Origin of the sequence: Mycobacterium hippophais (assembly GCF_027529605.1) — a bacterium.
In the GTDB taxonomy this organism is placed as follows: Bacteria; Actinomycetota; Actinomycetes; order Mycobacteriales; family Mycobacteriaceae; genus Mycobacterium; species Mycobacterium arseniciresistens.
In genome coordinates this window covers 119,349-143,747 of record NZ_JAPZPY010000003.1, presented here as the reverse complement: position 1 = coordinate 143,747, position 24,399 = coordinate 119,349, and the positions used below count along the sequence as shown (strand labels likewise).

The window sequence follows — 24,399 nt, the reverse complement described above, 5'->3', positions numbered from 1 at the left end:
TTTCCGCTGTTTCGCCAGTACAACGCTATGCTAAGGCGTCAATTCATGGGAGGCGGGGACCATGGCAGATATTCGCAGCGACGTCACGGCATTGTTCGGGTCGATAGACAAGTTGGTGGTCGAAGCCGACGCGGATCCCGGTACCGGTGCCAATGCGGACATCGTCGATCTCGCCGAGAGGCTGCTGCCGAACACCACCGGACTCGGCCGCCAGGGCTGGTTCCAAGAGTTGCAGGAGTTCTTCGGATCGGACCCGGTGCGCAACCCCAGGTCGCGGTACCTGTACAGCTTCCCGAGTGCCGAGGACGCGCGCGCCAATCTCAACAGGGAGCTGAATCCCGACCGCGTGTGGAACAGCTATCAAGCCAAGGAGGACAGGCATCCGGCCCTGGCGCGGGCCGCCTTCGCGCTCGTGGCATGGGAACGGCTCAACCTGCTGCGCCACGGCCGGATCGACGAAACCGTCATGACCGTTCTTCCCGGTCTCCTGGACCCGTGGCCCGTCGAGCCGACGGTTCCCCGGCCGGGACCCCGTGACGCGGTGAGCAATGCGGAGTACCTGCTGGAGAGAATCGAGCGGATCCAGGACCGCGAGTCCTGGATCGTCCTCGCGGGTGAGGCCGTCAGTGAGCAATTCGCCAAGGACTCCTCACGCTGCTTCGGCACACTCGAGGATGCCGGCGGGCAGTACTGCAGCACCCTCTACACCGAATGCTGCGACGACGACGTCACGGTCGCTCAAGTCAGAGCGATCTTACACCCGCTGAACTGGGACCTGTGCTACCCCAGCTTCTTTCAGACCATGGAGAAGCAGACTCCGTACTTCACCCACGACGGCTGGCATCGCATCGTCGAGGAGATCTCCGCGGAACCCTCTTTCTACACCCTGAAGACTGCGCTCATCTTCTCGCTCGAGGATTGCGACAACGGTTTCTACATCAACTACCGGTTGGACCCCAACCGCCAGAAAGAGGGCAATTCGATCGGCATCGTCGAGATCGACAACGGCTACATCTGGGTCACTCCGAAATCTGACGGCAAGGGGGTCCGGGTCCGCACCAGTAAGGAGGAGCGAGTCAACGGCCTGAGCCCGACCGCGACAGCGGCCCTCGGATGCCAACTCGGCTGGGGTGACTCGGCCTACGAGATGGTGGTGAGTGCTGCGCGCAAGGCGGCCACCGGCGACTTCAAGGTGCCCGCCAAGCACCCGGTCGAGAAGTGGCCCGAGGTCACGCTGATGAAGAAGCCGGCGGACACCGATCCGCCGCTGCAGTACCCGGCGATACCCGACAAGCTGCCGATCAACGCCGCCGACGCCATCAAGGACGGTGCCTGCCTGCTCAAGAGCTTGATCCGGCGGGTGAGTAGCAACACCGGCGGCGCCGCGAGCCGATGGCTGGACGGAACGGTCAAGACGGATGTCGAGGAGGTGACCACACAGATGGGCAAGGATCTCAAGGAGTGGTCGCTGGAGGTCTATCAGAAGGCCCAGGACAATGTGAAGCCGCCGAAGGAGAAGAAGCCGTGATGGACGATCCGAAGGTCATCGCCGCGAAGGTGGCTGCCCGTGCGTCGGCGACTGTCGACGAGGCGGCGAAGGTCGCCATCGATGCCGCCACCAGGATCAACGACGACGACAAGACCAACTTCACCCCTGACGACGCCGCTAAGTCGCTGTTCGAGATGACCAGGATCGCGATCCGGGGCGCAGCGGACATCGCACGGATACCGCTGCAGACACCGCCTGACCCCAAGGTGTTGCTGCTCGCTGATCACGTCAGCACCGTGGTGCGGCGTGGCCTCCTGGAAGCCAGCCAGGTCGCCGAGGAGGCGCTCGCGGCGTTCACCGACAAGAAGGACGTCTTCGACCGGGACGAGTGGCTGACGTCGGCGATCAAGCTGACCCGCATCAGCATGCTGCGCGGCGCCGAGATCGCCCAGACCATCGCCGCCGGACCGGGAGCCTATAAGGATCCGGTGCTGACCAGCGACGACATCCCCGTGAAGAAGGTCCAGCCGTGGGACCGGATCCTGACGGCGACGTCGCTGTGCCGCAAGGACGTGCCGAACGAGAACATCTGTGGGCTCGTCGGCTTCATACCCGCCGACGCCCGGCTTCCCGCCAATGCCACGACTTTCCGGCTCGTGGTGAACTCCGCCGGAATCCCGAGCGGCGTATACGTCGGCGAGGTGAAATTGATCGGCACCGGCGCCGGGGCGGGCACCGACGACACCCAGCCGGTGTCATTCGAGTTGTGACTCCGACGAATCGACCAGCTTCGGGGGTCGACAGACTTCTCGACCGCGCCGTTGCGGCGCTGGCCGACGGTGACCGCACCACGGCGAACCGGCTTGCCGGTCAGGTGCTGGCCGTCGACAGGGACAACACCGACGCCGAGGACCTACTGGCCGCTCCCGCCAATCACGGTGAGATCCGGCGGCTCACCATCATGTTCGTCGACCTGGTGGATTCCACCGCTCTGTCGACCCGCATCGAGCCGGAGGTCTACCGCACCGTGGTCGGCCGCTACCGCGATGACGTACTGCGCGTCGTGCGTGCCTACGAAGGCCATGTCGGTAACACCAAGGGCGACGGTCTGCTGGCGTTCTTCGGCCATCCCCGCGCGCACGAGGACGACGTGCGACGGTCGGTGCAGGCCGGCTTGGACATCACACGCGAGGTGACCGCCCTCAGCGATCGGGTGCACAAGCGCTTCGGCTTCGACATCAACGTCCGGGTCGGAATCCACCGGGGCATCGTTTATCTCGATACAGCACAGGACGACGTCTACGGTCTCGCGGCGAACCTGGCCGCCCGCGTCTGCAGCCTCGCCGAACCCGGCACGGTGGCCGTGTCGTCGGCGATCGAGCCGTTGATCCGTGACGGCTTCGACCTCGAGGCCCGGCTGCCGCGCAACGTCAAAGGTGTTGACGTCCCGGTGCACTACTTCCGGGTCCTGGCTGAACGCGACGTCGTCGCGACGCCGCTCGGCCCGTTGGTGGGCCGCGCCGACGAATACCGGTACCTCCAGCAGGGTTGGTCGCAGGCCTTGACGAACGGCCTCGACAATCCGGGAGTGCTGTTCGCGGGTGACGCGGGCATCGGCAAGAGCAGGCTCGCATGGTCGGCGGTCGACATGGCCGAACATTCGCACGGCGCGGTGCTCCAGCTCATCGGCTCGCCCTTCCACACCGACGTGGGGCTGAGACCGATTCGCCGGCTGCTCGAACGGCAGTGCGGGATAACGCGCACCTCGGATGCCGATGAGCGCCTGCGTCGTCTACGGCGTGAGGTCGAGCACCGTTCCCTTGACGCCGACGCCGTCGTTCCACTGTTGGCGCCTGTTCTGGGCATCGGCGCCGACAGCGGATATGAACCGGTGCATGCCGAGGGCCGCAGACTCTACGACCTCATCGGCGAGGCAGTGCAGACATATCTGCTGAGCTGTGTGCGCAGCGCGCCGTCCGTGGTGCTGGTCGAGGATCTGCACTGGTTCGACGAGACGACCATCGAGGTCGTACAGGCGCTCCTGCGCGCCGACCTCGGCGGGCACGTCCTGGTCGTGATGACCAGTCGCGTCCCGGTCGCCGTGTCGGACCTGTCGCGGACGACGGTGTTCGAGCTGCAGCCGCTCAACCCCGACGAGGTCGCCGAACTGACGACGGCGCTGCACCCCGGCGCCACCGACGAGGAGCAGCGCATCGTCCACCGGCGCTGTGACGGGGTGCCGCTCTACATCGAGGAGGTGGTGGCCAAGCTCAGGCAGCAGACGGCCGCAGGCACCCGGTCGGTCGAGGTACCGGACAGCCTCTACGAAGCGCTGTTCGCCCGGCTTCGCACCAGCACTGAAGCCCTGCGGGTGGTCGAGGCCGCGGCGATCATCGGCAGTCGAGTGGACCGCGGCCTACTGATGGCTGCCACCGACCTCGACGGCGCCGCCGTCGACGAGGTCATCACGCAGCTGACGGCCGGCCGGGTGCTCGAACCGCTCGACGCCGAGAGTTGGCGGTTCCGGCACGAATTGCTTCGAGAAGTCGCCGCCGAGCTCTCGCCACCGAGCATCCGGCGGACACTGCACAGCCGAGTCGCCGATGCACTGGTTTCCGGGCCTGTCGAGGGCAATCCCGACTGGCCGCTGATCGCCCGCCACTACGAACGGGCCGAACGGCATCTCGAAGCGGCGTCGGCCTACGGCCGGGCGGCGGCGAACGCGTGGACGCGTGGTGCACTCGGGGAAGCACGCACTCATCTCACCTACGCGGTGACGCAGATCGAGCAGGCACCGCCCGGCGCTGACCGCCATCGACTCGAGATCGACCTGAGGCTGCGCCGCGCACTGCTGGCACAGGCCGCCGAAGGGGTGTCCAGCGCCAACGCGGCGACCGACTTCGAACGCTGCCTCGAGCTGTGCAGCAGCGACCTGCGCGATGACGACGTGTTCTCGACGGTCATGTCGCTGTACCCGTACTACACGATGCGCGCCGACCTCGATCGTGCCGAGCTGCTCGTCACCTCGATCCGGGCCAACCTGGTCGGATCGCGGCAGGCCTTCCTTCCGATCAACGACCTCGCGTTGGGGATGCTCGCGTGGTACCGGGGCGGATTCGCCGACGCACGAGACAAATTCGACGTCGCGCTGGAGATGCTGACCCCGGAAGCGGAACGCGAACTCGAGGCCATGCTGTTCATGCCGAACGACGCGTCAGCGGGGCTGTACACCCATCGCGCACTGTCCCACGCGCTCGACGGTGATCTGCGCGCAGCGGAGGACGAGCTCCGCAGGGTCGAGGACCGTTGTGCCCAACTGCCCTTCCCCAAGGGGGCATTCAGCCTGGCCTACGCCCGGCAGATCGAAGTCCTCTTCCGCATCGAGGCGGGACAGTTCGACCGTGCCCGCCAGGTCGCGGCACAATTGACGGAATTAGGGCAGCAGCACGGCTTCGATTCGTGGGCCATGGTGGGCGCCGCCCAGGACGCCACCGTCAGTGCGATCGCCGCTGCGGACGACTCCACCGGCACCGTCGACCTCAGCGGTCACATCGCCACGATGCAGATGTATGTCGACGCTTGGCGCGCGCTGGGAGCCATCTCCCTGGTCACGTTCTACGACGCGGTGCTGGCGCGGCTGTGGATCGCCGCCGTCGCCCACGACGAGGCCAGGCAGCGACTGGACACGGCGCTCGATCTGGCGGAGTCCACGGGCATGCGCTTCTATGACGCCGAACTGCTCCGGCTGCGCGCGCACACGCACGACGACATCGCGACGATGCATGCGGACCTGCATGCGGCGTTGCAGCTCGCGCGCCGACAGGATGCGCGGGTCTTCGAATTGCGTGCGGCGCTGTCGTACCACGAGTCCGACGGGCCGGGCGCCTCGGAGGCGCTCCTCGAGGCGGTGAGCCGGTTCCCTGCAGACAGTGACTGGCCCGAACTCGTCCGCGCGAGGGCTCTTCTCGGGTGAGTGCCGGCGGCGGAGCGGTCGCGATCCTCGGCGGCGGCATGGCCGGTCTCAGCGCGGCATGGCGGCTCAGCGAGCCTGGTTGGCAGGACCGGTTCGACTCGATCACCGTGTACCAGCGCGGCTGGCGACTCGGCGGCAAGGCGGCGTCCAGCCGCGGGAACAGCGGCCGCATCGAGGAACACGGCCTGCACATCTGGCTCGGCTCCTACGAGAACGCCTTCCGGATGCTGCGCGAGTGTTATGGCGAATTGGACAGGGCCGCCACTGATCCGGGATCGCCGATCGCGTCGTGGCGCGAGGCACTCGTTCCCGCCGACAATCCCGGTCTCACCGAGCGCTTCGGCGGTGAATGGACGACTTGGCTGGGCACCCACCCTCACGACGACGACCTGCCGGGGGCACCGGACGACGAAGAGGGCCGAGCACTGACAGCGGTGACCTTCGTCGAACGCGCGCTGCGTTTGTTGGCCGCTTTCACCGCCTCGCTCACCGGCGATGACACGCCGGCGGCCGGGCTGTCGTTCACCGCGTCGGCCCAGCCGCCGCCCGCGAAGTCGTCGGCCGCCGACGCACTCAGGCGGGCTCTGTTGGCCGGAGTCCTCGCATTCGGCGATTCCGGTGGTGCAGCGGGCAATCCGACGCTGTTGATCGAGGCAGTGCTCCGCGCGGCACGGGAGTCGATCGAGTACGAGAGCCGGCCGGCCGACCGGCGCGGATGGATCCTGGCCTCGCTCCTGGCCGCCGCCATCGGCGGAATCATCGCCGACGACCTGATCACCGATCCGCGCGGGTTTCGCGCCATCAACGACGTCGACTTCGGGGTATGGGTGCTCAGCCACGGCGGCCACCCGGACATCCTGGAGTCACCTCTGATACGCGGGTTGTACGACCTCGTGTTCGGCTACGCCGACGGCGACCCGGAACGACCGGCGGTCGCGGCCGGAACCATGGTGTTCCTGATCGGCCAGGTGTTGTTCGGTTATCGCGGCGCGATCTTCTGGAAGATGACGGCGGGTATGGGTGACGTCGTGATCGCCCCGCTGTACCAGGCACTGCGGCGGCGGGGAGTTCGGTTCGAGTTCTTCCACCGGGTCGTCGCGCTGCAGCCGGACCCGCGCGGCCATACGATCGAGACCATCGCTCTGGCAAGACAACTCGATCTCGCGAGCGGTCGCGAAGTGTACGAACCGTTGACGACGGTGAAAGGTCTACCGGTGTTTCCCGCCGCGCCGCTGACCGACCAGATCGTCGCGACCACCACGGTCGGCGATTTGGGATCGCACTTCACCGAGACGTCGGACGTCGAGGAGCGCGTGCTGCGTCGGGGTGAACATTTCGACCACGTGGTTCTGGCCGTCTCCATCGGCATGCTGCCCGTCGTCGCGCCCGCCCTGATCTCCGATCGTCCCGAGTGGGCGCAGATGACCGCCCACGTCAAGACCGTCGCCACCCAGGCGCTGCAACTGTGGTTGCGACCGGCGGAAAGGGCACTTGGCTGGCACGCGCCCGGCGCCACGATCAGCGCATACCTGAGGCCCTTCGAGACGTGGGCCTCGATGCCCCAGACACTGTGGGCCGAGCACTGGGCCGACGGCGACGCGCCGCAGACGGTGGCCTACTTCTGCGGCAGCCTGAAGGCTCGGTGGCCGACCGCGGAGCCCCACGACGACTACCTGTCCCGCTGGCGTGAAGCGGTGCTCGCCGACGCCACCCACCACGTCGAGGCGAACCTCGGGCTGTTCTTCCCGAATGCCTACCGCGCTGGTGAGTTCCAATGGGAACTGTTGTGTGGCAACGATGCTCGCGTGGGCCGGGCGGCCATCGAGACACAACACCTCAGCGTCAACGTGGATCCGTCCGACCGCTATGTGCAGTCGGTGCCGGGCAGCGACCGGTACCGGCTGCGTCCGGACGAGAGCGGATACGACAACCTGGTGCTCGCCGGTGACTGGACCGACACGGGTATCAACGCGGGCTGCATCGAGGCGGCGGTGGTGTCGGGTCTGCAGGCCGCCAACGCGCTTCTGGGCCGCGGCCGCTATCACCGCATCCGCGGCTTTTACATGCCCTGATCGGCCGACCGCCGGGGCGGATGAATGCCGGCGTCACGAGTCCTTGGCGCGTCGTTCGCGATACGCGGCCACGTGCTGGCGGTTGCCGCAGTTGCCGGTGTCGCAGAACATCCGGGAACGGTTGCGGGAGAGATCGACGAGCACCGCTTCGCAGTCGGGCGCCGCGCACACCTTGAGTCGTCGCAACTCGCCCCCGCGGATCAGGTCCGCGAGTGCCATCGCCATCTCCGCGCCCATCCGCTGCCACAGCGGGTCGTGCACCGATGCCAGATGCAGGTGCCATTCCGGCATCTCGGGGTGGCGGGTGAGCCACGGCGCCGCTCGGGTGTCACTGAGGAGCGCGTTGACGTGACCGACCGTGCTTTCCTCGTCGTCGGCGACCGCCCAGATCGCGCCCAGCCGCTGCCGGAGCCGGTGCACGTCGGCCAGTTCGGCGGCGTCGCGGTCGCGCCGGCCGGTCCAGCCGAAACCGTCGAGGTACTCGTCGAGTGCGGCCATGTCGGCGAGTTGTTCGCCGTCCACCCGGTCGGTGTTGATCAGGACACACGCCGCGCGCAGCGTGAGCTCGGTGTCATGAGTGAAAATCATTTGACTCATGACTCCCTCCGCCATTACCGTCATGACCAAAGCTCATTTTACTCCTTACATGAAGGGGAGGTCGCCACATGGCGTCCACGCTGCGCCCGGCACCGGCCGTCCACGAGTTCCGGACGGGCCTGATGTTCGCCGTCGGGTCTGCCCTCGCGTTCGGCATGTCGGGCCCCCTCGGCAAGTCGCTGATGGCAGCGGGCTGGAGCCCCACCGCGGCGGTCACCGCCCGGCTCGCCGGCGGCGCCCTGCTGATGGCACTGTTCGCCACCGCCGTGCGGCCGGGCTGGTTCCGCGAGGCGCTGACCCACCGCCGAACCGTCGTCGCCTATGGACTCGTGCCGATCGCCGGTGCGCAGCTGTTCTACTACAACGCCGTCAATCATCTGTCGGTCGGCGTGGCGCTGCTGCTCGAGTACACCGCACCGGTCCTGGTGGTGGCCTGGCTCTGGATCAGCACCAGGCGGCGGCCCAGCTCGCTCACCCTCGCCGGCGCCGCCACCGCGGTGGTCGGGATCATGCTGGTGCTCGGCGTGGTCGGCGCCGGCGGACTGGCCGCCGCGCACATCAACCTCGTCGGCGTCGGCTGGGGTTTGGCCGCCGCGGTCTGCGCGGCCTGCTACTTCCTGATGTCGGACAAGGTCGGCGGGCAACGCCCCGACGGCTCGGCCGGGCTGCATCCGATCACCCTGGCCGCCGGTGGGCTGGCGGTCGGCGCCGCCACCACCGCCCTGCTCGGCCTGACCGGCGTGATGCCGATGACGTTCACCGCCCGCGACGCCGTCATTGCGGGATGGACCACGTCCTGGGTGGTGCCCGTGATCGCCCTCGGCCTCATCCCCACCGCCGTGGCGTATTCGCTCGGCATCGTCGGCATCGCCCGGCTGCGCCCGCGGTTCGCCTCGCTGGTCGGCCTGTCCGAGGTGATGTTCGCCGTGCTCGCGGCGTGGCTGCTGCTCGGCGAGGCCATCAGCGCGACCCAGGCCCTCGGCGGTGCGGTGGTGCTGCTCGGCCTGGCCGTCGCACGGCTCGGCGACCGCAGCGACACCGCCGCGGCGCACGCCGCGGACTGGCCCGACACCGTCGGCGAGCTTCCTCACACGCAGTCCGTTGGCCGCAACTGACCCACCTGTGTGAGTATGACCCGGTGACGTTGCTTAGCTCCGCTTCCCGATTCGCGGCCGTCGTGGCCGCCGCAGTGTCGGCGGCCGCCCTCACCGTGGCGGGGCCGGCTCCCGTGGCCGCCGCCCAGGGTTGCTCCGATGTCGAGTTGATCTTCGCCCGCGGCACCAGCGAGCCGGGCGGCATCGGCCGGGTGGGCCAGGCGCTCGCCGACCAGATGCGGCCGCTGCTCGGCGGTCGCACGCTGAGCACCTACGGCGTGAACTATCCCGCCACCTACGACTTCCTCACCACGGCCGACGGCGCCAACGACGTCACCGCGCGGATCGCCTCGGTGTCGGCACAGTGCCCCTCGACCCGGTTCGTGCTGGGGGGCTACTCACAGGGGGCGGCGGTGATGGACATGCTGGCCGGCGTGCCGCCACTGGGCGACCGGATCGGTGCCATCGCCTCGGCGCCGCCGCTGCCGGGCGGCTACAACAGCAAGGTCGCCGCGGTCGCGGTGTTCGGCAACCCGTCGGCCAAGTTCGGCAGCCCCCTGTCGGCGCGGGGCACCTTCGCCGGCAAGAGCATCGACGCGTGCAGCGACGGCGACCCGATCTGCTCGGACGGCCGCAACCCGTTCGCGCACACCCGATACGAGGCTTCGCCCTTCGTCACCCAGGCCGCCACGTTCGCCGCGGGACTGATTTAGCAACTTCGCGCGTTACACTTCGGCGTGAGCTCTGATCTTGTTTCACGCCGGGTGCTGCGCCGGGCGATCATCGTCATCGCCGCCGTCCTCTCGGCCATGGCCGCCGTCCTGGTGAGCGGACCGGCTACCGCAACGGCCCAGGATTGTCCGGACGTCGAGGTGGTGTTCGCCCGCGGCACCGACGAGGCGGCCGGCCTGGGCCGGATCGGCAACGCGTTCGTCGAGTCGCTGCGCGGCCGGGTCGGCGACCGGTCCGTCGGCGCCTACGCGGTGAACTATCCCGCGAGCTACGACTTCCTGGCAGCGGCCGCGGGCGCGAACGACGCCAGCGGCCACATCCAGTACATGGTCGCCAACTGCCCGAACACCCGTCTGGTCCTCGGTGGTTACTCCCAGGGCGCGGCCGTCATCGACGTCATCGCCGCAGTTCCGGTGCCCGCCATCGGCTTCAACTCTCCGCTGCCGGCCAACGTGCCGGATCACGTTGCGGCCGTTGCGGTCTTCGGCAACCCGACGGCGAAGCTGGGTCTTCCGCTCACCCGCAGCCCGGTCTACGGTGCCCGGGCGATCGACCTGTGCAACCCCGGCGATCCCGTCTGCACCGACGGCGAGAGCGTTGCCGCGCACCGCGACTACGCGGGTGCGGCGGCCGACCAGGCGGCGCGCTTCGCCGCCGGACTTCTCTAGCCCGGCCGTGCCGTCAATTTCTTTGGCTACTATCGGCTGGGTGAATGCTGTGAACACCTTGGCCCGCCGGTGCGGCCTGGCCGCCTCCGCTGTCCTCGTCGCCGCCGGTCTGCTGGTCGCGCCTGCCGCCGTCCCCGTCGACGGCGTCGCCGCCACGGCGTCGGCGCAGGCCTGCCCGCAGGTCGAGGTGATCTTCGCCCGCGGCCGGGTCGAGTCCCCTGGTGCAGGCCTCATCGGCAACAACTTCATCAGTGCACTGCGCAACAAGTCCGACAGGGACATCGACCTCTACGCGGTGAACTACCCCGCCGACACCCAGGTCGACATCGGCGCCAACGACATGAGCTCCCGCATCCAAGACATGGCGGGCCGATGCCCCGACACCCGGCTGGTGCTCGGCGGCTATTCATTGGGCGCCGCGGTCACCGATATCGTGCTGGCTGCACCGATCGCCGCTTTCGGGTTCAAGAAGCCACTGCCCCCGGGCATGGACCAGAAGATCGCGGCCGTCGCGCTGTTCGGCAACGGCAGCGCGTGGGCCGGCCCGATCGGCGCGCTCAGCCCGCTCTACCGTGAGCGCACCATCGAGTTGTGTCACGGCGCCGACCCCATCTGCAACCCGGCCGACCCGAACACCTGGGAGAAGAACTGGGGTGACCACGCGGCCAGGGCCTACATCAACGCCGGCATGGTCAATCAGGCCGCCGACTTCGTCGCAGGCCGCATCTGACGTCAGTCGATCACGCGCAGCTCGCGGGTGACCGTGGTGCGGGCCGCCAGTTGGTCGTCGGGCGGGTAGTCCACACCGACCAGCGTGAGGCCGTGCGGCGGCGCGGCGGCGAAGTCGCTCGACCGCCGGGACGCCGTGAGCAGGCCTGCGCACCAGTCGGGGTCGCGCCGGCCCTCGCCCACGGCGAGTAGCGCGCCGACCAGCGAGCGCACCATCGACCAGCAGAAGGCGTCGGCGGTGACGTGCGCGGTGATCAGGTCACCGTCGCGCGACCAGTCCAGCCGCTGCAGATCGCGGATCGTGGTGGCGCCCTCGCGGTGCCGGCAGAAGGCGGCGAAGTCGTGCAGGCCGATCAACGGCCGGGAGGCGACGGCCATCGCGTCGACGTCGAGTGCACGCGGCCAGGCCGTCACGAACCGCGACAGCTGCGGCATCACCCCGTACCGGGCCGTCGACAGCCGATAGGTGTAGTGCCTGCGCAGCGCCGAGAACCGGGCATCGAAACCGGCTGCGGCGCGGGTGATCCCGAGCACCCGGACGTCGTCGGGCAGGAAACGGCCCAGCCGGCGCACCAGCGGGCCGAACTCGGTCTCCCCCGGTGGGCTGCGCCGCGGGTAGGCGTGTGACAGCGCGGCGGCGGGCACGTCGACGTGGCCGACCTGGCCGGTGGCGTGCACCCCGGTGTCGGTGCGGCCGGCGGCCCGCATCACCACCGGCGTGCGGAATACCGTGGACAACGCCTCGTCCAGCACACCGGCCACCGTGCGCTGGCCCGTCTGCGCCGCCCAGCCCGCGAACGCGGTGCCGTCGTAGGCGATCTCGAGCCGAAGACGAACAAGCCCGCCACCGGAGTCGATGGCGGGCATGTTCACAGCGTGACTACTTGGCGTCGTCAGCCTTGTCGGCGGTCGGGTCGTCGGTCTCCGTCGAGCGCGACGCCTCGGCGGCGGTGGTGTCCTCCGCCTCGGGCAGCGCGTCGGTGGCGGCGGTCTCCTCGGCAGAGGAGTCCTCCGCGACCGGGCCCTCGGTGGCCTCCGGCTCGACCGCGGCCTGCGGCGCCGCCGCGGCGGCCACCGGGGCGGCCTTGGAGCCGCCCGAGCGGCGTGCCCGGTTGGCCTCCGAGGTGACCGTGGTCTCCCGCACCAGCTCGATGACGGCCATCGGGGCGTTGTCGCCCTTGCGTGCCTCCACCTTGATGATCCGGGTGTAGCCACCGTTACGGTCGGCGAAGAACGGGCCGATCTCGGCGAACAGCGAGTGCACCACGTCCTTGTCGCGGATCTTCTTCATCACCTCACGCCGGTTGTGCAGCGTGCCCTTCTTGGCGTGGGTGATCAGCTTCTCCGCGTAGGGCCGCAATGCCCTCGCCTTGGGCTCGGTCGTCTTGATGCGGCCGTGCTCGAAGAGCGCGGTGGCCAGGTTGGCCAGCAGCGCCTTCTGGTGCGACGACGACCCGCCGAGGCGAGCGCCCTTCGTGGGCTTGGGCATGGCGACTATCTCCTAAATGGGGCCGGCCCCCGTATCAGGTAGGACCGGGACGGATGGTCTTAGAGCTGTTCGGTCTCGGCGAAGTCCTGGTCGGCGTCCAGGTCGTAACCTGCGTCGCTGTTCCAGGTGCCGGTCGCGGCGTCGTAACCGGCGACCTCGGAGGGATCGAACGTGGCGGGGCTGTCCTTCAGCGAGAGACCCAGCTGGTGCAGCTTGATCTTCACCTCGTCGATGGACTTCTGGCCGAAGTTGCGGATGTCCAGCAGATCGGACTCCGTGCGGGCGACGAGCTCGCCCACCGTGTGCACACCCTCGCGCTTGAGGCAGTTGTAGGACCGCACCGTCAGGTCGAGGTCGTCGATCGGCAGCGCGAAGCTGGCGATGTGGTCGGCCTCGGCCGGCGACGGCCCGATCTCGATGCCCTCGGCTTCGACGTTAAGTTCCCGTGCCAGACCGAACAACTCGACCAGGGTCTTGCCGGCCGAGGCCAGCGCGTCCCGCGGGGTGATCGAGTTCTTCGACTCGACGTCGAGGATCAGCTTGTCGAAGTCGGTGCGCTGCTCGACGCGGGTCGCCTCCACCTTGTAGGTGACCTTGAGCACCGGCGAGTAGATCGAGTCGACCGGGATGCGGCCGATCTCGGCGCCCGACGCCTTGTTCTGCACGGCGGGGACGTAGCCGCGGCCGCGCTCGACGACGAGCTCGACCTCGAGCTTGCCCTTGTCGTTGAGGGTGGCGATGTGCATGTCGGGGTTGTGCACCGTGACACCGGCGGGCGGCACGATGTCACCCGCGGTGACCTCGCCCGGGCCCTGCTTGCGCAGGTACATGGTCACCGGCTCGTCCTCCTCGGACGACACGACCAGGCCCTTGAGGTTCAGGATGATGTCGGTGACGTCTTCCTTGACCCCTGGCACGGTGGTGAACTCGTGCAGCACACCGTCGATGCGGATGCTGGTGACCGCGGCGCCCGGGATGGACGACAGCAGGGTGCGCCGGAGCGAGTTGCCCAGCGTGTAGCCGAAGCCCGGCTCCAGCGGCTCGATGACGAACCGCGACCGGTTCTCGGCAACCGTCTCTTCGGACAGTGTGGGGCGCTGAGAGATCAGCATGGTGTTCTTCTATCTCCTTCTCGGCATCCGCTATTTGATGCCGGTCAGTGAACTGCGACGCCCGGGATCGGACGCGCAGGGTGTTACTTCGAGTAAAACTCGACGATGAGCTGCTCGGCGAGCGGCACGTCGATCTGCGCGCGCTCCGGCAACTGGTGCACCAGGATGCGCTGACGCTCGCCGACGACCTGCAGCCACGACGGGATCGGACGGTCACCCGCGGTCTCCCGCGCGATCACGAACGGATCTGTGTTCAGCGACTTGTCCTTGACGTCGATGATGTCGTACTGCGACACCCGGTAGCTCGGGATGTCGACCTTGACACCGTTGACGGTGAAGTGGCCGTGGCTGACCAGCTGACGCGCCATGCGGCGGGTCCGGGCGAGCCCGGCGCGGTACACGACGTTGTCGAGCCGGCTCTCCAGGATCTGGAGCAGGTTCTCGCCGGTCTTGCCCGCGACGCGGTTGGCCTCTTCGTAGTAACGGCGGAACTGCTTCTCCATCACGCCGTAGGTGAAGCGGGCCTTCTGCTTCTCCTGCAGCTGCTGGCGGTACTCGCTCTCCTTGATCCGCGCGCGGCCGTGCTGGCCGGGCGGGTAGGGGCGCTTCTCGAAGGACTGATCTCCACCGACCAGGTCGACGCCGAGACGGCGGGACTTGCGGGTGGCGGGTCCGGTATAACGAGCCATTGGTCAGATCCCTTCTAGACCCGGCGCCGCTTGGGCGGACGGCAGCCGTTGTGCGGCTGCGGCGTGACATCGGAAATGGCACCGACCTCGAGGCCGGCGGCCTGCAGCGATCGGATGGCGGTCTCGCGGCCCGAACCCGGACCCTTCACGAACACGTCGACCTTCTTCACACCGTGCTCCTGCGCCTTGCGGGCCGCGTTCTCGGCGGCCAGCTGAGCGGCGAACGGCGTCGACTTGCGCGACCCCTTGAAGCCGACGTGACCCGAGGACGCCCAGGCGATGACGTTGCCCTGCGGATCGGTGATCGACACGATGGTGTTGTTGAACGTGCTCTTGATGTGCGCGGCGCCGTGCGGGACGTTCTTCTTTTCCCGGCGACGGGTCTTCTGGCCCTTCTTGGGACCGGCCGCGGCCTTCTTCGCAGGTGGCATCTGGGGTTACCTGGCCTTCTTCTTGCCGGCGATGGTGCGCTTGGGGCCCTTGCGGGTACGCGCGTTGGTCTTGGTCCGCTGGCCGCGCACCGGCAGGCCACGGCGGTGCCGCAGGCCCTGGTAGCAGCCGATCTCGATCTTGCGGCGGATGTCTGCCTGAACCTCGCGGCGCAGGTCACCCTCCACCTTGAGGTTGGCTTCGATGTAGTCGCGCAGCTGGGTGACCTGGTCGTCGGTCAGGTCCTTGGTGCGGTGGTCGCGGTCGATACCAGTGGCCGACAGGATCTCCTGCGACTTGGTACGGCCGATGCCGTAGATGTAAGTGAGTGCGATCTCCATGCGCTTGTCGCGTGGCAGATCGACGCCCATCAATCGGGCCATGGGTGTGCCATTCCTTCTCTTTGCGGAGGTCTTTTCCCAGCCCGTTCCCTGCTACTGCCGATGAATCGACGGTGTAGTCGGGGTCCGGCCTCCGACCGGACGTGATCGAGCGGCGAATCCGCTCGGTGGTGCTGGGAGGTCAGCATTCAGTTGTGAGGTACTGCGGCGCAGCCGCCGGGGCGGATCAGCCCTGGCGCTGCTTGTGTCGCGGATCGGAGCAGATCACCATGACCCGCCCATGCCGGCGGATCACCCTGCACTTATCGCAAATGGGCTTGACGCTCGGGTTCACCTTCACGGCTTATCGATCCTTCTTCTGTCTCGGGCTTACTTGTAGCGGTAAACGATGCGGCCCCGGGACAGGTCGTAGGGAGACAGCTCCACCACGACGCGGTCCTCGGGCAGGATGCGGATGTAGTGCTGCCGCATCTTGCCGCTGATGTGGGCGAGCACCTTGTGTCCGTTCTCCAGCTCAATGCGGAACATCGCATTGGGCAGGGGTTCGACCACGCGGCCCTCGACCTCTATGGCACCGTCTTTCTTGGCCATGAGTTCTCGGAAGTCCTCCGTGTCCTGTCTTGGTATTGGCGCCGTTCGGCGCAGCAATCGAATCGACTACAACGTGAGCCGGTAGTCGGATATTCCAAACCAGGGGCACGCAAGAGTCGGCGCGGCTGCCGCACCGTTGGTCAATACTACCCGCTCGGCCGCCCGCCCCAAAATTGTCCGACCAGCGGCGCAGCCGCACCTCGTGCGGTCGCCGCCGTCGACCGGCCGGTGCGACGACCATGCGTGCGCCGTCGCGACGCGAGCGTACGTGGTTCGCCGTAATTGATGCGCGAGACGCGTCCGCGGGCACCGAGAATGGACCATGATCACCCTGTTGCCGTACCCGTCCGCCCGGAGGATCCCGTGACCGCTGTGTATCTCGCGGCGTTCGTCGTCGGGGCCGTCGCGGTGCTGTCGGCGCTGCTGTTCGCCGAGATGGGCAGCGGCGACGGCATGCCGTTCCTGAGCCTGACCGGGCTGTCGGCGGCGGTGCTCGGCGCCGGCGCGGGCGGGCTGATCGGCGAGTGGGCCGGCCTGCCCGGCTTCGGCTCGGCGCTGGTCGCCGGCGGCGCCGCCATCGTCCTCGTCGCGCTGCTGCAGGGCGTGCTGCTGCCCTACCTCCGCCGCCAGGAGGCCAACTCCCACCGCGGCCGCTCCTCCTACATCGGCCTGCTCGGCACCGTCACCCTCGAGGTGCCGCCCGAAGGCTGGGGCGAGGTGTCATTCGTCGACGCCGACGGAAACCGGGTGCGGTCCAAGGCCCGCAGCGACGAGCCCGCGGCACTGCCCAAGTCCACCCAGGTCTACATCGCCGACGTCGACGCCGACTACGTCCACGTCGTCGCCGTCCCCGATCTCGACCATCCGTCCGAAAGGTTCTGACCCATGTCCGTGCTGATGATCGTGATCGTCGCGGTGGTCGCGGCGCTGCTGCTGTTCGTCGCGCTCCCGCTGATCTACGTGAAGAACTACATCAAGGTGCCGCCCAACGAGGTGGCCGTGTTCACCGGCCGGGGCACCCCGAAGGTGGTCCGCGGTGGCGCCAGATTCCGCGTGCCGGGGATCGAACGCGTCGACATCATGAGCCTCGAACCGTTCAACGTCAGCATCAACCTGCAGAACGCGCTGTCCAACAACGGCGTTCCGGTCAACGTCGAGGCCGTCGGGCTGGTCCGCATCGGCTCGTCGGAGGAGGCCGTGCAGACGGCGGTGCAGCGCTTCCTCACCTCGGACCTCAACGAGCTGCAGCGGCAGATCAACGAGATCCTGGCGGGCAGCCTGCGCGGCATCACCGCCACGATGACCGTCGAGGACCTCAACTCCAACCGCGACACCCTGGCGCGCAGCGTGGTCGACGAGGCAGGCGGTGATCTCGCCCGCATCGGCATGGAGGTCGACGTCCTCAAGATCGCCGGCATCTCCGACCGCAACGCCTACCTGGAATCCCTCGGTCAGCGCCGTATCGCCGAGGTCAAGCGCGACGCCGCCATCGGCACGGCCGAGGCAGAGCGCGACGCCCAGATCCAGTCGGCCAAGGCCCGCCAGGCCGGTTCGGTCGCCCAGGCTGAGGCCGACACCGCGATCGCGTCCGCCAATCAGAAGCGCGACGTCGAACTGGCCCGCCTGCGCGCCCAGACCGAGGCCGAGAACGCCCAGGCCGACATGGCGGGGCCGCTGGCGAACGCACGCGCCCAGAAGGACGTCGGCATCGCCACCGAGCAGGCGGAGGCCGCCCGCGTGGAGGCCCGCATCGAGGTGGAGCAGCGTCGCGCCGAGCAGGCCAAGGCGGCGCTGCAGGCCGACGTCATCGCGCCGGCCGAGGCGCAGCGGGCGGCCGACATCGCCCGCGCCGAAGGCCAGCGCCAGTCGACGATCCTGGGTGCCGAAGCCCAGGCCGAGGCCGCGGTGCGCGCCGGGCAGGCCGAGGCCGACGCCCGCAAGGCGGCGGCCGACGCGCTGCGGGTCGAGCAACTCGCCGAGGCGGCGGGCATCGAGGCCAAGCTGGTGGCCGAGGCGACCGGCAAGAAGGAGATCGCCGCCGCACTGAACGACTACAGCGCCGACGCCGCCCGGCTGCTGATGCTGCCCGACGTGCTCGCGTCGGTCGTCAAGGCCACCGAGGCCGCCGCTCTGCCACTGGCCTCGGTCGACCGGTTGTCGATCATCGGCGGTTCGTCGGACACCCAGGACGCGGTGGGCGGGCTGCTCGGCGTCAGCCCGCTGGCCGTCGCGAAGATCGTCGAGTCGCTCAAGTCGTCGGGGATCGACGTGGCCGCGATGCTGAACCGCGCCGGGTCCACGGACGTGGCCGGCTCCGACGGCCAACCTGCGCAGCCGAACTCACATCCGGTCGCGCCGCCGGCGTCCTGACCTGCTCAGCCCGTCAGCGCGCCGGACGGCTCCGCAGCGCCCGGCGGCAGGGCGGAGACCAGGCCGGACTGCGTGAGCGCGTCGGTGACGAAGCGCTGCACCGGCCGGGACCGGAAGAACCCGGCGTGCCCGCCCCGGTACCACTCGATGTCCGGGCGTCCCCAGTGCTCCCACAGGCGACCGACCTGTTTGCGCGGGTGGACCACCTGATCGGCGAGGCCGGCGTAGATGAACCGGCCTCTCATCGGCACCCGCGGTTCCAGGGCCAGCGGCGAGATCATCCGGCCGAGCGGGGTGGCGAGTTCGATGGTCCGGCGGCGGGGGTCGTCGCGGCGCAAGCCCGAATGGCGGCCCAACAGTTCGACGAGGTCCGCGACGGGCACGCCGAGGACTGCGCACAGGAGGTCGTCGTCGAGGCTGGCGACCAACGCGGAGATGAAGCCACCCAACGACATTCCGTACACACCGATCGGCGCGTCCGGCTGTTCCCGCCGGATCCACGACAGCAGGCTGCGGACGTCGTGGACGGCGTGAGCGGTCGCGTGGATGTCGTCGAGCACGTCCTCGCCCGGGAACACCGCGCCTTTCGGCAGCCCCGCCGCCCGGGGACCGTGCATGGGAAGCACCGGCAACATGACGTTGAGGCCGAGCGTCTCGTGCAGGTACCAGGCCCGAAACAGCGCCAGATCGATTGCGGCACGGCCCATCTCGGTGCCATGGATGCACATCAGCCACGGCCGCGGATCGGGGTGCCGCAGCATCAACCCGTAACCGCGCGACATCGCCCGATAACCCAGCCAGCGATCGCCGCCGGGCTCGCCGGGCAGCGGACGATATGCACTCTGCCAACGCAACCGCGAATAGGAGCGGTTGCGCCGCCGCACCGGGCGGACCTCCACGTCGGTCAGCGGCTCGGGTGCAGCGAAGTACCGCTGCGGCTCGTCGAGAAGCCCACGCTCACCGTAGAACTCGAGTGCCTCCTCGACTTCGCCGTTGATGCGCTCGAATCCGCGCGCACCGCTGACGGGCCGGCGTGCCCGCAGCCCGAGCAGGACCACCTCGTCGCGGAACGCCTCCGCGGCGAGCGCGACGGTCGGACGTGCGATCGGCATCTGGTCCGGCCCGTCACCGAGATAGTCGCGCCAGGACTTCGCGTAGTAGCCGCTCGTGCGGGTCAGCGGCTGCAGCACGGTGCGCAGCGGCCCCGATCCGGGCAGTCGCTCCACGACAGAGCGGCCCGACTCCCGTCCGGCCTCATCGTCGTTGCGTGATCCCATGCGTTAGAAGGTAGCCACGCAGCCCCGAAGTATCCGGGAGGCCTTGCTCACAAGCGCGGCGGACCATGACGTGGCTCTCGATCCTCACTCCTCGGCGGACCGCTTGATCGCGGCCAGCGTCGCGGGAATACCGCTCTTCGCCGCCTCGCTGCGCTTGGCGATCTCCGCCTCCGCCGCCTCGCCGTACCGCTCGTGGAAGCCTGCGATGCCCTTGGGCAGGAAGGCCCACGACTGGGTCAGCCGCGTGCCCGCCGAATCGTCCTCGGCGGTCATCGTGAAGCCCCACCGCACCCAGCCGCCGTTCACCTCCCAGGCGAATTCGCGTCCAGGATCGGCGGCCACCACCTGGCTGCGCGTCTCCCAGGTCCGCTCCGGCGTCTCATTGCGGCCGACGAACCACGCCCCCACCTCCGGCCCGCCACCGTCCTCCCACCAGCACGCCTTGCACACCGGACTCCACTCCCCCATCCGGGTGATGTCGGAGACCAGCGCGTAAACCTGCTCGGGCGGAAGCGCGACGTGGATCGCATCAGAGAATTCGAGATCGGTCACGCTGGTGAGCGTACGACCCGATACCCACTGGACGACCGGCGCATAATTACCGGTGATGACGCGTCCTGATCACCAAACCCGAAAACCTGCGATCCTCACGGTCGACGACGACCCGGCGGTGTCCCGCGCGGTCGCGCGCGACCTGCGCCGCCACTACGGCGAGCGGTACCGCATCCTGCGGGCCGAATCGGGCGCCGACGCCCTCGCCACCCTCAAGGAACTCAAACTGCGCGGCGACACCGTCGCGGTGCTCGTCGCCGACTACCGGATGCCCCAGATGAGCGGCATCGAGTTCCTCGAGAAGGCGATGGAGTTCTTCCCGCTCGCCCGCCGGGTGCTGCTGACGGCCTACGCCGACACCCACGCCGCGATCGACGCGATCAACGTCGTCGACCTGGACCACTACCTGCTCAAGCCGTGGGACCCGCCGGAGGAGAAGCTCTACCCGGTGCTCGACGGCCTGCTCGAGGAGTGGCGCGCCGTGGGCGACCGGGCGATGCCGTACACCAAGGTCATCGGGCACCGGTACAACGAGCGGTCCTGGCAGGTGCGGCAGTTCCTGGCCCGCAACGAGTACTCGTTCCGCGCCGTCAACGCCGAGGACGACAAGGGCAGGCAGCTGCTCGACGCCGCCGGCGTCGACGGCAGCCGGCTGCCGGTCGTGATCACCGAGAAGGGTGAGACGCTCGTCGAGCCGACCGACGCCGAACTGGCCACCCTGCTCGGCCTGTCGACCAGCCCGCAGCTGGACATGTACGACCTCGCGGTGATCGGCGGCGGTCCGGCCGGCCTGGCCGCCGCGGTGTACGGCGCGTCCGAGGGCCTGCGGACGGTGCTGATCGAGAGGTCGTCGACGGGCGGGCAGGCGGGCCGCAGCTCGAAGATCGAGAATTACCTCGGCTTCGAGAACGGCGTCTCGGGCGCCAACCTCACCACGACGGCGCGCAGGCAGGCCGAGCGCTTCGGCGCCGAGGTCATCACCACCCAGGAGGCAGGCAGGCTCGAGGTCAACGGCATCGGCGCCGCCCACTCGATCCGCCTGCCGGACAGCACCATCGGCGCCCGCGCCGTCATCCTCGCCACCGGCGTCGAGTATCGCCAGCTGCAGATCAACGGCTGCTGGGACGATCCCGACGACCCGGACTGCAACTACATCGGCCGCGGCGTCTACTACGGGGCCTCGGTGTCCGACAACAGCGAGTGCCAGGGTGAGGACGTCTACATCGTGGGCGGCGCCAACTCGGCCGGTCAGGCCGCGATGTACATGTCCGAGACCGCCAAGACGGTCACGATGCTGATCCGCGGTCCGTCGCTGGAGGCGGGCATGTCGCAGTACCTCGTCGACCGGATCCTCAAGAAGGAGAACATCCGGGTCCGGACCTGCACCGAGGTCAAGGACACCCTGGCCGAGGACGGTCACCTGTCGGGTCTCGTCCTGATCGACAGACAGTCCGGCGAGACCGAGACGGTGTCCTGCGACCGGATGTGCTGCTTCATCGGCGCGACGCCGCGCACCGACTGGCTGGAGGAAGCGGGAATAGCCCGCGACGATCACGGTTTCATCCTGTCGGGACCAGATGTGACCAAGGTCAGCGGATGGATGCTCGAGCGTCCGCCCCACCACCTGGAAACAAGTGTCCCCGGAGTGTTCGTTGCAGGAGACGTGCGTTCCGAATCCGCCAAGCGCGTGGCGGCGGCCGTCGGCGAGGGTTCGATGGCTGTGATGCTGGTGCACCGGTACCTGGCGGAAGCCTAGGAAGGACGTCCCATGGGCTCGCAGAACGGTGAGGAGTGCGTGCGCGAGGAACTCCGCACGCTGTTCCTCTTCGAGGACCTCTCCGACGCGCAGCTGGACATCCTCTGCGAAGCCGGGCACATCGAGACCTTCCCCGCCGGGCCGATAAGCACCGAGGGCGAACCCGCCACCTGCTTCTACGTGATGATCGACGGCGAGCTGATCATGTCGAAGCGCTCGGGCGGCGTCGACATCCAGACCAACCGGACCTCGCAGCGCGGCGTGTACTTCGGCGCGTGGTCGGCCTACATCCCCGGCGAGGAACAGAGCTACCAGGCCTCGGTGCGGCTGACCAAGCCGTCGCGCTGCTTCGTGCTGGACTCGAACGACTTCGCCAAGTTCATGCAGACGCAGTTCCCGATGGCGGTGCACCTGCTCGAGGGTCACCTCGTCGGTGGCAGGCGGCAGAGCCAGATCATCGGGCAGCGCGAGAAGCTGCTGGCGCTGGGCACCATCACCGCGGGCCTGACGCATCAGCTGAACAATCCGGCGGCCGCCACGGCGCGGGCCGTCTCCGACCTGCGGGAGACGGTCGGCAAGATGCGGCACAAGCTCTCGATGCTCGCCGACGGCAAGTTCTCCCCCGAGGCACTGCGCGTGCTGGTCCGGATCCAGGACGACGTCGCCGAGCAGGTGGCCAAGAACCGGGGCGTCGAACTGTCGGCGCTCGAGGCGTCCGACCGGGAGGACGCGATCGGTGACTGGCTCGAGAGCCACGACATCGTCGGCGCCTGGGACTACGCACCGACCTTCGTCGAGGCCGGTCTCGACACCGACTGGCTGGAGAAGGTGCTCACCTCGGTGGACGAGGTCGACGCCACCGCGTCGCTGCAGGCCGCGGTCGGGTGGCTGAAGTACACCATCGACAACGAACTGCGCATGAACGAGATCGCCGAGGCCAGCAAGCGCATCTCGGCGCTGCTCGCCGGGGCCAAGCAGTACTCCCAGATGGACCGCGGCTCGTATCAGAGCGCCGACGTGCACGAGTTGCTCCGAAGCACGATCATGATGTTCGGCGAGAAGATCGGCCATCAGGGCAAGGGCAGGCCCATCACCATCGTCAAGGAGATGGACAAGACGCTGCCCGAATTGCAGTGCTATCCGGGCGATCTGAACCAGGTGTGGACCAACATCATCGACAACGCGATCCAGGCGATGGACGGGCACGGCACCCTGACCATCCGGACCAGCCGCGAGAGCGAGCAGATGATCCGGGTCGAGATCTGCGACGACGGCCCCGGCATCCCCGAGGACATCGTCGACCGCATCTTCACCCCGTTCTTCACCACGAAACCGTTCGGCGAGGGCACCGGGCTGGGCCTGGACCTGGCGTGGCGCATCGTGGTGGAGAAGCACGCAGGGAACCTCTCGGTGCAGTCCCGCCCCGGCGACACCCGGTTCATCGTGTGCCTGCCGCTGGTGGCGCCGCCGCCGGTGACGCCGACGCCCGGTGAACTGTCCGCCGCCGGCACCGAATGATTTCGCTCGACCTGAGCGGAACGGAACAGCTCTCGACCGGCCGGAGGTTGTCGCCACCATGACCAAACCTGACATGGGCCGTTACGGCGTCATGGGGCTCTACACCCAGTTCGCACAGCTGTCTCCCGCGCAGCTGCGGGAGATCGAGGCGCTCGGCTACGGCGCCATCTGGGCGGGCGGTTCACCGCCTGCCGCACTCGAGTGGATCGACCCCATCCTCGGCGCCACCGAGAAGCTGCAGCTCGCCACCGCCATCGTCAACGTGTGGAGCGCCGAGCCCGGCCCGGTCAGCGACTCGTTCCACCGCATCGAGGCCGCCTATCCGGGCCGGGTCCTGCTCGGCATCGGCGTCGGCCACCCCGAAGCCGACTCGGAGTACAAGAAGCCGCTGGTCGCGCTGAACGACTACCTCGACAAGCTCGACGAGTACGGCGTCCCGAAGGACCGCCGGGTGGTCGCCGCGCTCGGCCCGAAGGTGCTCGAACTGTCGGCGCACCGGTCGGCCGGTGCCCACCCGTATCTGACCACCCCCGAGCACACCGCCACGGCCCGCGAGGTGATCGGCGCCGACGCATTCCTCGCGCCCGAGCACAAGGCGGTGCTGACCACCGATCCGGAACGCGCCCGCGCCGTCGGCCGCAAAGCCCTCGAGATCTACCTCGACCTGCAGAATTACCTGAACAACTGGCGACGTCTCGGGTTCGATGATCAGGATCTGGCAAAACCGGGTAGTGACCGTCTGGTGGACGCCGTCGTCGCCTACGGAACACCGGTGGAGATCGCCGCGCGACTCGCGCAGCACATCGACGCCGGCGCAGACCACGTGCCGGTGCAGGTGCTGACCGGACCTGACAAGCTGGTGCCCGCACTGGCCGACCTGGCTGACCCGCTCGGCCTGCAGTGAACCTGAAGGGACTCGAA

At 68.5% G+C, this 24,399-nt stretch carries 24 protein-coding genes; 13 read left to right on the top strand and 11 right to left on the bottom strand.

What is annotated here, in order from left to right; all coding sequences use genetic code 11:
* Nucleotides 1-61 precede the first annotated feature (61 nt).
* Genes O6P37_RS09260 through O6P37_RS09245 form a run of 4 tightly spaced genes read left to right on the top strand, consistent with a single transcriptional unit; the run spans nucleotide 62 to nucleotide 7,534 of the window.
* Nucleotides 62-1,528, top strand: coding sequence for a hypothetical protein (locus O6P37_RS09260; RefSeq protein ID WP_269893778.1), 1,467 nt, complete (start codon nucleotides 62-64; stop codon nucleotides 1,526-1,528).
* Entirely contained in the window at nucleotides 1,528-2,259 is a 732-nt protein-coding gene (locus O6P37_RS09255; RefSeq protein WP_269893777.1) for a hypothetical protein, read from the top strand. Before O6P37_RS09260 ends, O6P37_RS09255 begins: the two co-directional genes overlap by 1 nt.
* Nucleotides 2,256-5,462, top strand: coding sequence for an ATP-binding protein (locus O6P37_RS09250; protein WP_269893776.1), 3,207 nt, complete (start codon nucleotides 2,256-2,258; stop codon nucleotides 5,460-5,462). Before O6P37_RS09255 ends, O6P37_RS09250 begins: the two co-directional genes overlap by 4 nt.
* A complete protein-coding gene (locus tag O6P37_RS09245) occupies nucleotides 5,459-7,534 on the top strand; it encodes an FAD-dependent oxidoreductase (protein WP_269893775.1) in 2,076 nt (691 codons plus the stop codon). Before O6P37_RS09250 ends, O6P37_RS09245 begins: the two co-directional genes overlap by 4 nt.
* A 33-nt stretch (nucleotides 7,535-7,567) precedes the next feature.
* Here O6P37_RS09245 and O6P37_RS09240 read toward each other — a convergent pair whose 3' ends face one another.
* A complete protein-coding gene (locus O6P37_RS09240; RefSeq protein ID WP_269893774.1) occupies nucleotides 7,568-8,122 on the bottom strand; it encodes a CGNR zinc finger domain-containing protein in 555 nt (184 codons plus the stop codon).
* 77 nt (nucleotides 8,123-8,199) lie between these two features.
* Between O6P37_RS09240 and O6P37_RS09235 the strand changes: the two genes are divergently transcribed.
* The 4 genes from O6P37_RS09235 (at nucleotide 8,200) to O6P37_RS09220 (ending at nucleotide 11,355) form a co-directional block, all read left to right on the top strand.
* The gene (locus tag O6P37_RS09235; protein ID WP_269893773.1) at nucleotides 8,200-9,246 is read left to right on the top strand and encodes an EamA family transporter; all 1,047 of its coding nucleotides are present in this window, start codon (nucleotides 8,200-8,202) and stop codon (nucleotides 9,244-9,246) included.
* Between the two features lie 23 nt (nucleotides 9,247-9,269).
* Nucleotides 9,270-9,938 (top strand): cutinase family protein, encoded by a 669-nt coding sequence (locus tag O6P37_RS09230; protein WP_408633137.1) that lies wholly within the window; start codon nucleotides 9,270-9,272, stop codon nucleotides 9,936-9,938.
* Between the two features lie 96 nt (nucleotides 9,939-10,034).
* The gene (locus tag O6P37_RS09225; protein ID WP_269894151.1) at nucleotides 10,035-10,625 is read left to right on the top strand and encodes a cutinase family protein; all 591 of its coding nucleotides are present in this window, start codon (nucleotides 10,035-10,037) and stop codon (nucleotides 10,623-10,625) included.
* A 49-nt stretch (nucleotides 10,626-10,674) separates the two neighbouring features.
* Complete coding sequence (locus tag O6P37_RS09220) at nucleotides 10,675-11,355, top strand: cutinase family protein (protein WP_408633144.1); 681 nt, start codon at nucleotides 10,675-10,677, stop codon at nucleotides 11,353-11,355.
* Between the two features lie 2 nt (nucleotides 11,356-11,357).
* On the opposite strand, the gene truA is transcribed toward O6P37_RS09220, so the two are convergent.
* The 8 genes from truA to infA all read right to left on the bottom strand — a co-directional run bounded on the left by truA (nucleotide 11,358) and on the right by infA (nucleotide 16,005).
* The gene (gene truA / locus O6P37_RS09215) at nucleotides 11,358-12,221 is read right to left on the bottom strand and encodes a tRNA pseudouridine(38-40) synthase TruA (RefSeq protein WP_269893771.1); all 864 of its coding nucleotides are present in this window, start codon (nucleotides 12,219-12,221) and stop codon (nucleotides 11,358-11,360) included.
* Between the two features lie 13 nt (nucleotides 12,222-12,234).
* The gene (gene rplQ / locus O6P37_RS09210; protein ID WP_269893770.1) at nucleotides 12,235-12,843 is read right to left on the bottom strand and encodes a 50S ribosomal protein L17; all 609 of its coding nucleotides are present in this window, start codon (nucleotides 12,841-12,843) and stop codon (nucleotides 12,235-12,237) included.
* Between the two features lie 59 nt (nucleotides 12,844-12,902).
* Nucleotides 12,903-13,955 (bottom strand): DNA-directed RNA polymerase subunit alpha, encoded by a 1,053-nt coding sequence (locus O6P37_RS09205; RefSeq protein WP_264011145.1) that lies wholly within the window; start codon nucleotides 13,953-13,955, stop codon nucleotides 12,903-12,905.
* 83 nt (nucleotides 13,956-14,038) lie between these two features.
* On the bottom strand, nucleotides 14,039-14,644 hold the full coding sequence (gene rpsD, locus O6P37_RS09200; protein ID WP_269893769.1) for a 30S ribosomal protein S4: 606 nt from the start codon (nucleotides 14,642-14,644) through the stop codon (nucleotides 14,039-14,041).
* A 14-nt stretch (nucleotides 14,645-14,658) separates the two neighbouring features.
* Nucleotides 14,659-15,075, bottom strand: a complete 417-nt coding sequence (gene rpsK, locus O6P37_RS09195) for a 30S ribosomal protein S11 (protein WP_264011143.1) — start codon at nucleotides 15,073-15,075, stop codon at nucleotides 14,659-14,661.
* Between the two features lie 6 nt (nucleotides 15,076-15,081).
* Nucleotides 15,082-15,456 carry a 30S ribosomal protein S13 gene (gene rpsM, locus O6P37_RS09190; RefSeq protein WP_269893768.1) on the bottom strand — a complete coding sequence of 125 codons (375 nt, stop codon included), beginning with the start codon at nucleotides 15,454-15,456 and terminating at the stop codon, nucleotides 15,082-15,084.
* 184 nt (nucleotides 15,457-15,640) lie between these two features.
* The gene (gene rpmJ / locus O6P37_RS09185; protein ID WP_003879483.1) at nucleotides 15,641-15,754 is read right to left on the bottom strand and encodes a 50S ribosomal protein L36; all 114 of its coding nucleotides are present in this window, start codon (nucleotides 15,752-15,754) and stop codon (nucleotides 15,641-15,643) included.
* 29 nt (nucleotides 15,755-15,783) lie between these two features.
* Nucleotides 15,784-16,005 carry a translation initiation factor IF-1 gene (gene infA, locus O6P37_RS09180; protein ID WP_003418601.1) on the bottom strand — a complete coding sequence of 74 codons (222 nt, stop codon included), beginning with the start codon at nucleotides 16,003-16,005 and terminating at the stop codon, nucleotides 15,784-15,786.
* A gap of 315 nt (nucleotides 16,006-16,320) precedes the next feature.
* Here infA and O6P37_RS09175 point away from each other — a divergent pair, with 315 nt between their 5' ends.
* Both O6P37_RS09175 and O6P37_RS09170 read left to right on the top strand, forming a co-directional pair.
* Nucleotides 16,321-16,887 carry an NfeD family protein gene (locus tag O6P37_RS09175; RefSeq protein ID WP_408633136.1) on the top strand — a complete coding sequence of 189 codons (567 nt, stop codon included), beginning with the start codon at nucleotides 16,321-16,323 and terminating at the stop codon, nucleotides 16,885-16,887.
* Nucleotides 16,888-16,890: 3 nt separating this feature from the next.
* Nucleotides 16,891-18,375 (top strand): flotillin family protein, encoded by a 1,485-nt coding sequence (locus O6P37_RS09170; protein WP_269893767.1) that lies wholly within the window; start codon nucleotides 16,891-16,893, stop codon nucleotides 18,373-18,375.
* 5 nt (nucleotides 18,376-18,380) lie between these two features.
* Here the strand turns inward: O6P37_RS09170 and O6P37_RS09165 are convergent, their stop codons facing one another.
* Complete coding sequence (locus O6P37_RS09165) at nucleotides 18,381-19,652, bottom strand: alpha/beta hydrolase family protein (protein ID WP_269893766.1); 1,272 nt, start codon at nucleotides 19,650-19,652, stop codon at nucleotides 18,381-18,383.
* Between the two features lie 84 nt (nucleotides 19,653-19,736).
* On the bottom strand, nucleotides 19,737-20,204 hold the full coding sequence (locus O6P37_RS09160; RefSeq protein ID WP_269893765.1) for an SRPBCC family protein: 468 nt from the start codon (nucleotides 20,202-20,204) through the stop codon (nucleotides 19,737-19,739).
* A 55-nt stretch (nucleotides 20,205-20,259) separates the two neighbouring features.
* Here O6P37_RS09160 and O6P37_RS09155 point away from each other — a divergent pair, with 55 nt between their 5' ends.
* From O6P37_RS09155 to O6P37_RS09145, 3 genes are read left to right on the top strand one after another with little or no spacing between them, the layout of a single operon-like run.
* On the top strand, nucleotides 20,260-21,960 hold the full coding sequence (locus O6P37_RS09155; protein ID WP_264011137.1) for an FAD-dependent oxidoreductase: 1,701 nt from the start codon (nucleotides 20,260-20,262) through the stop codon (nucleotides 21,958-21,960).
* A gap of 12 nt (nucleotides 21,961-21,972) precedes the next feature.
* A complete protein-coding gene (locus tag O6P37_RS09150; RefSeq protein WP_264011136.1) occupies nucleotides 21,973-23,478 on the top strand; it encodes an ATP-binding protein in 1,506 nt (501 codons plus the stop codon).
* A 58-nt stretch (nucleotides 23,479-23,536) separates the two neighbouring features.
* A complete protein-coding gene (locus tag O6P37_RS09145) occupies nucleotides 23,537-24,382 on the top strand; it encodes an LLM class F420-dependent oxidoreductase (protein ID WP_269893764.1) in 846 nt (281 codons plus the stop codon).
* The last annotated feature ends 17 nt before the right edge of the window (nucleotides 24,383-24,399 follow it).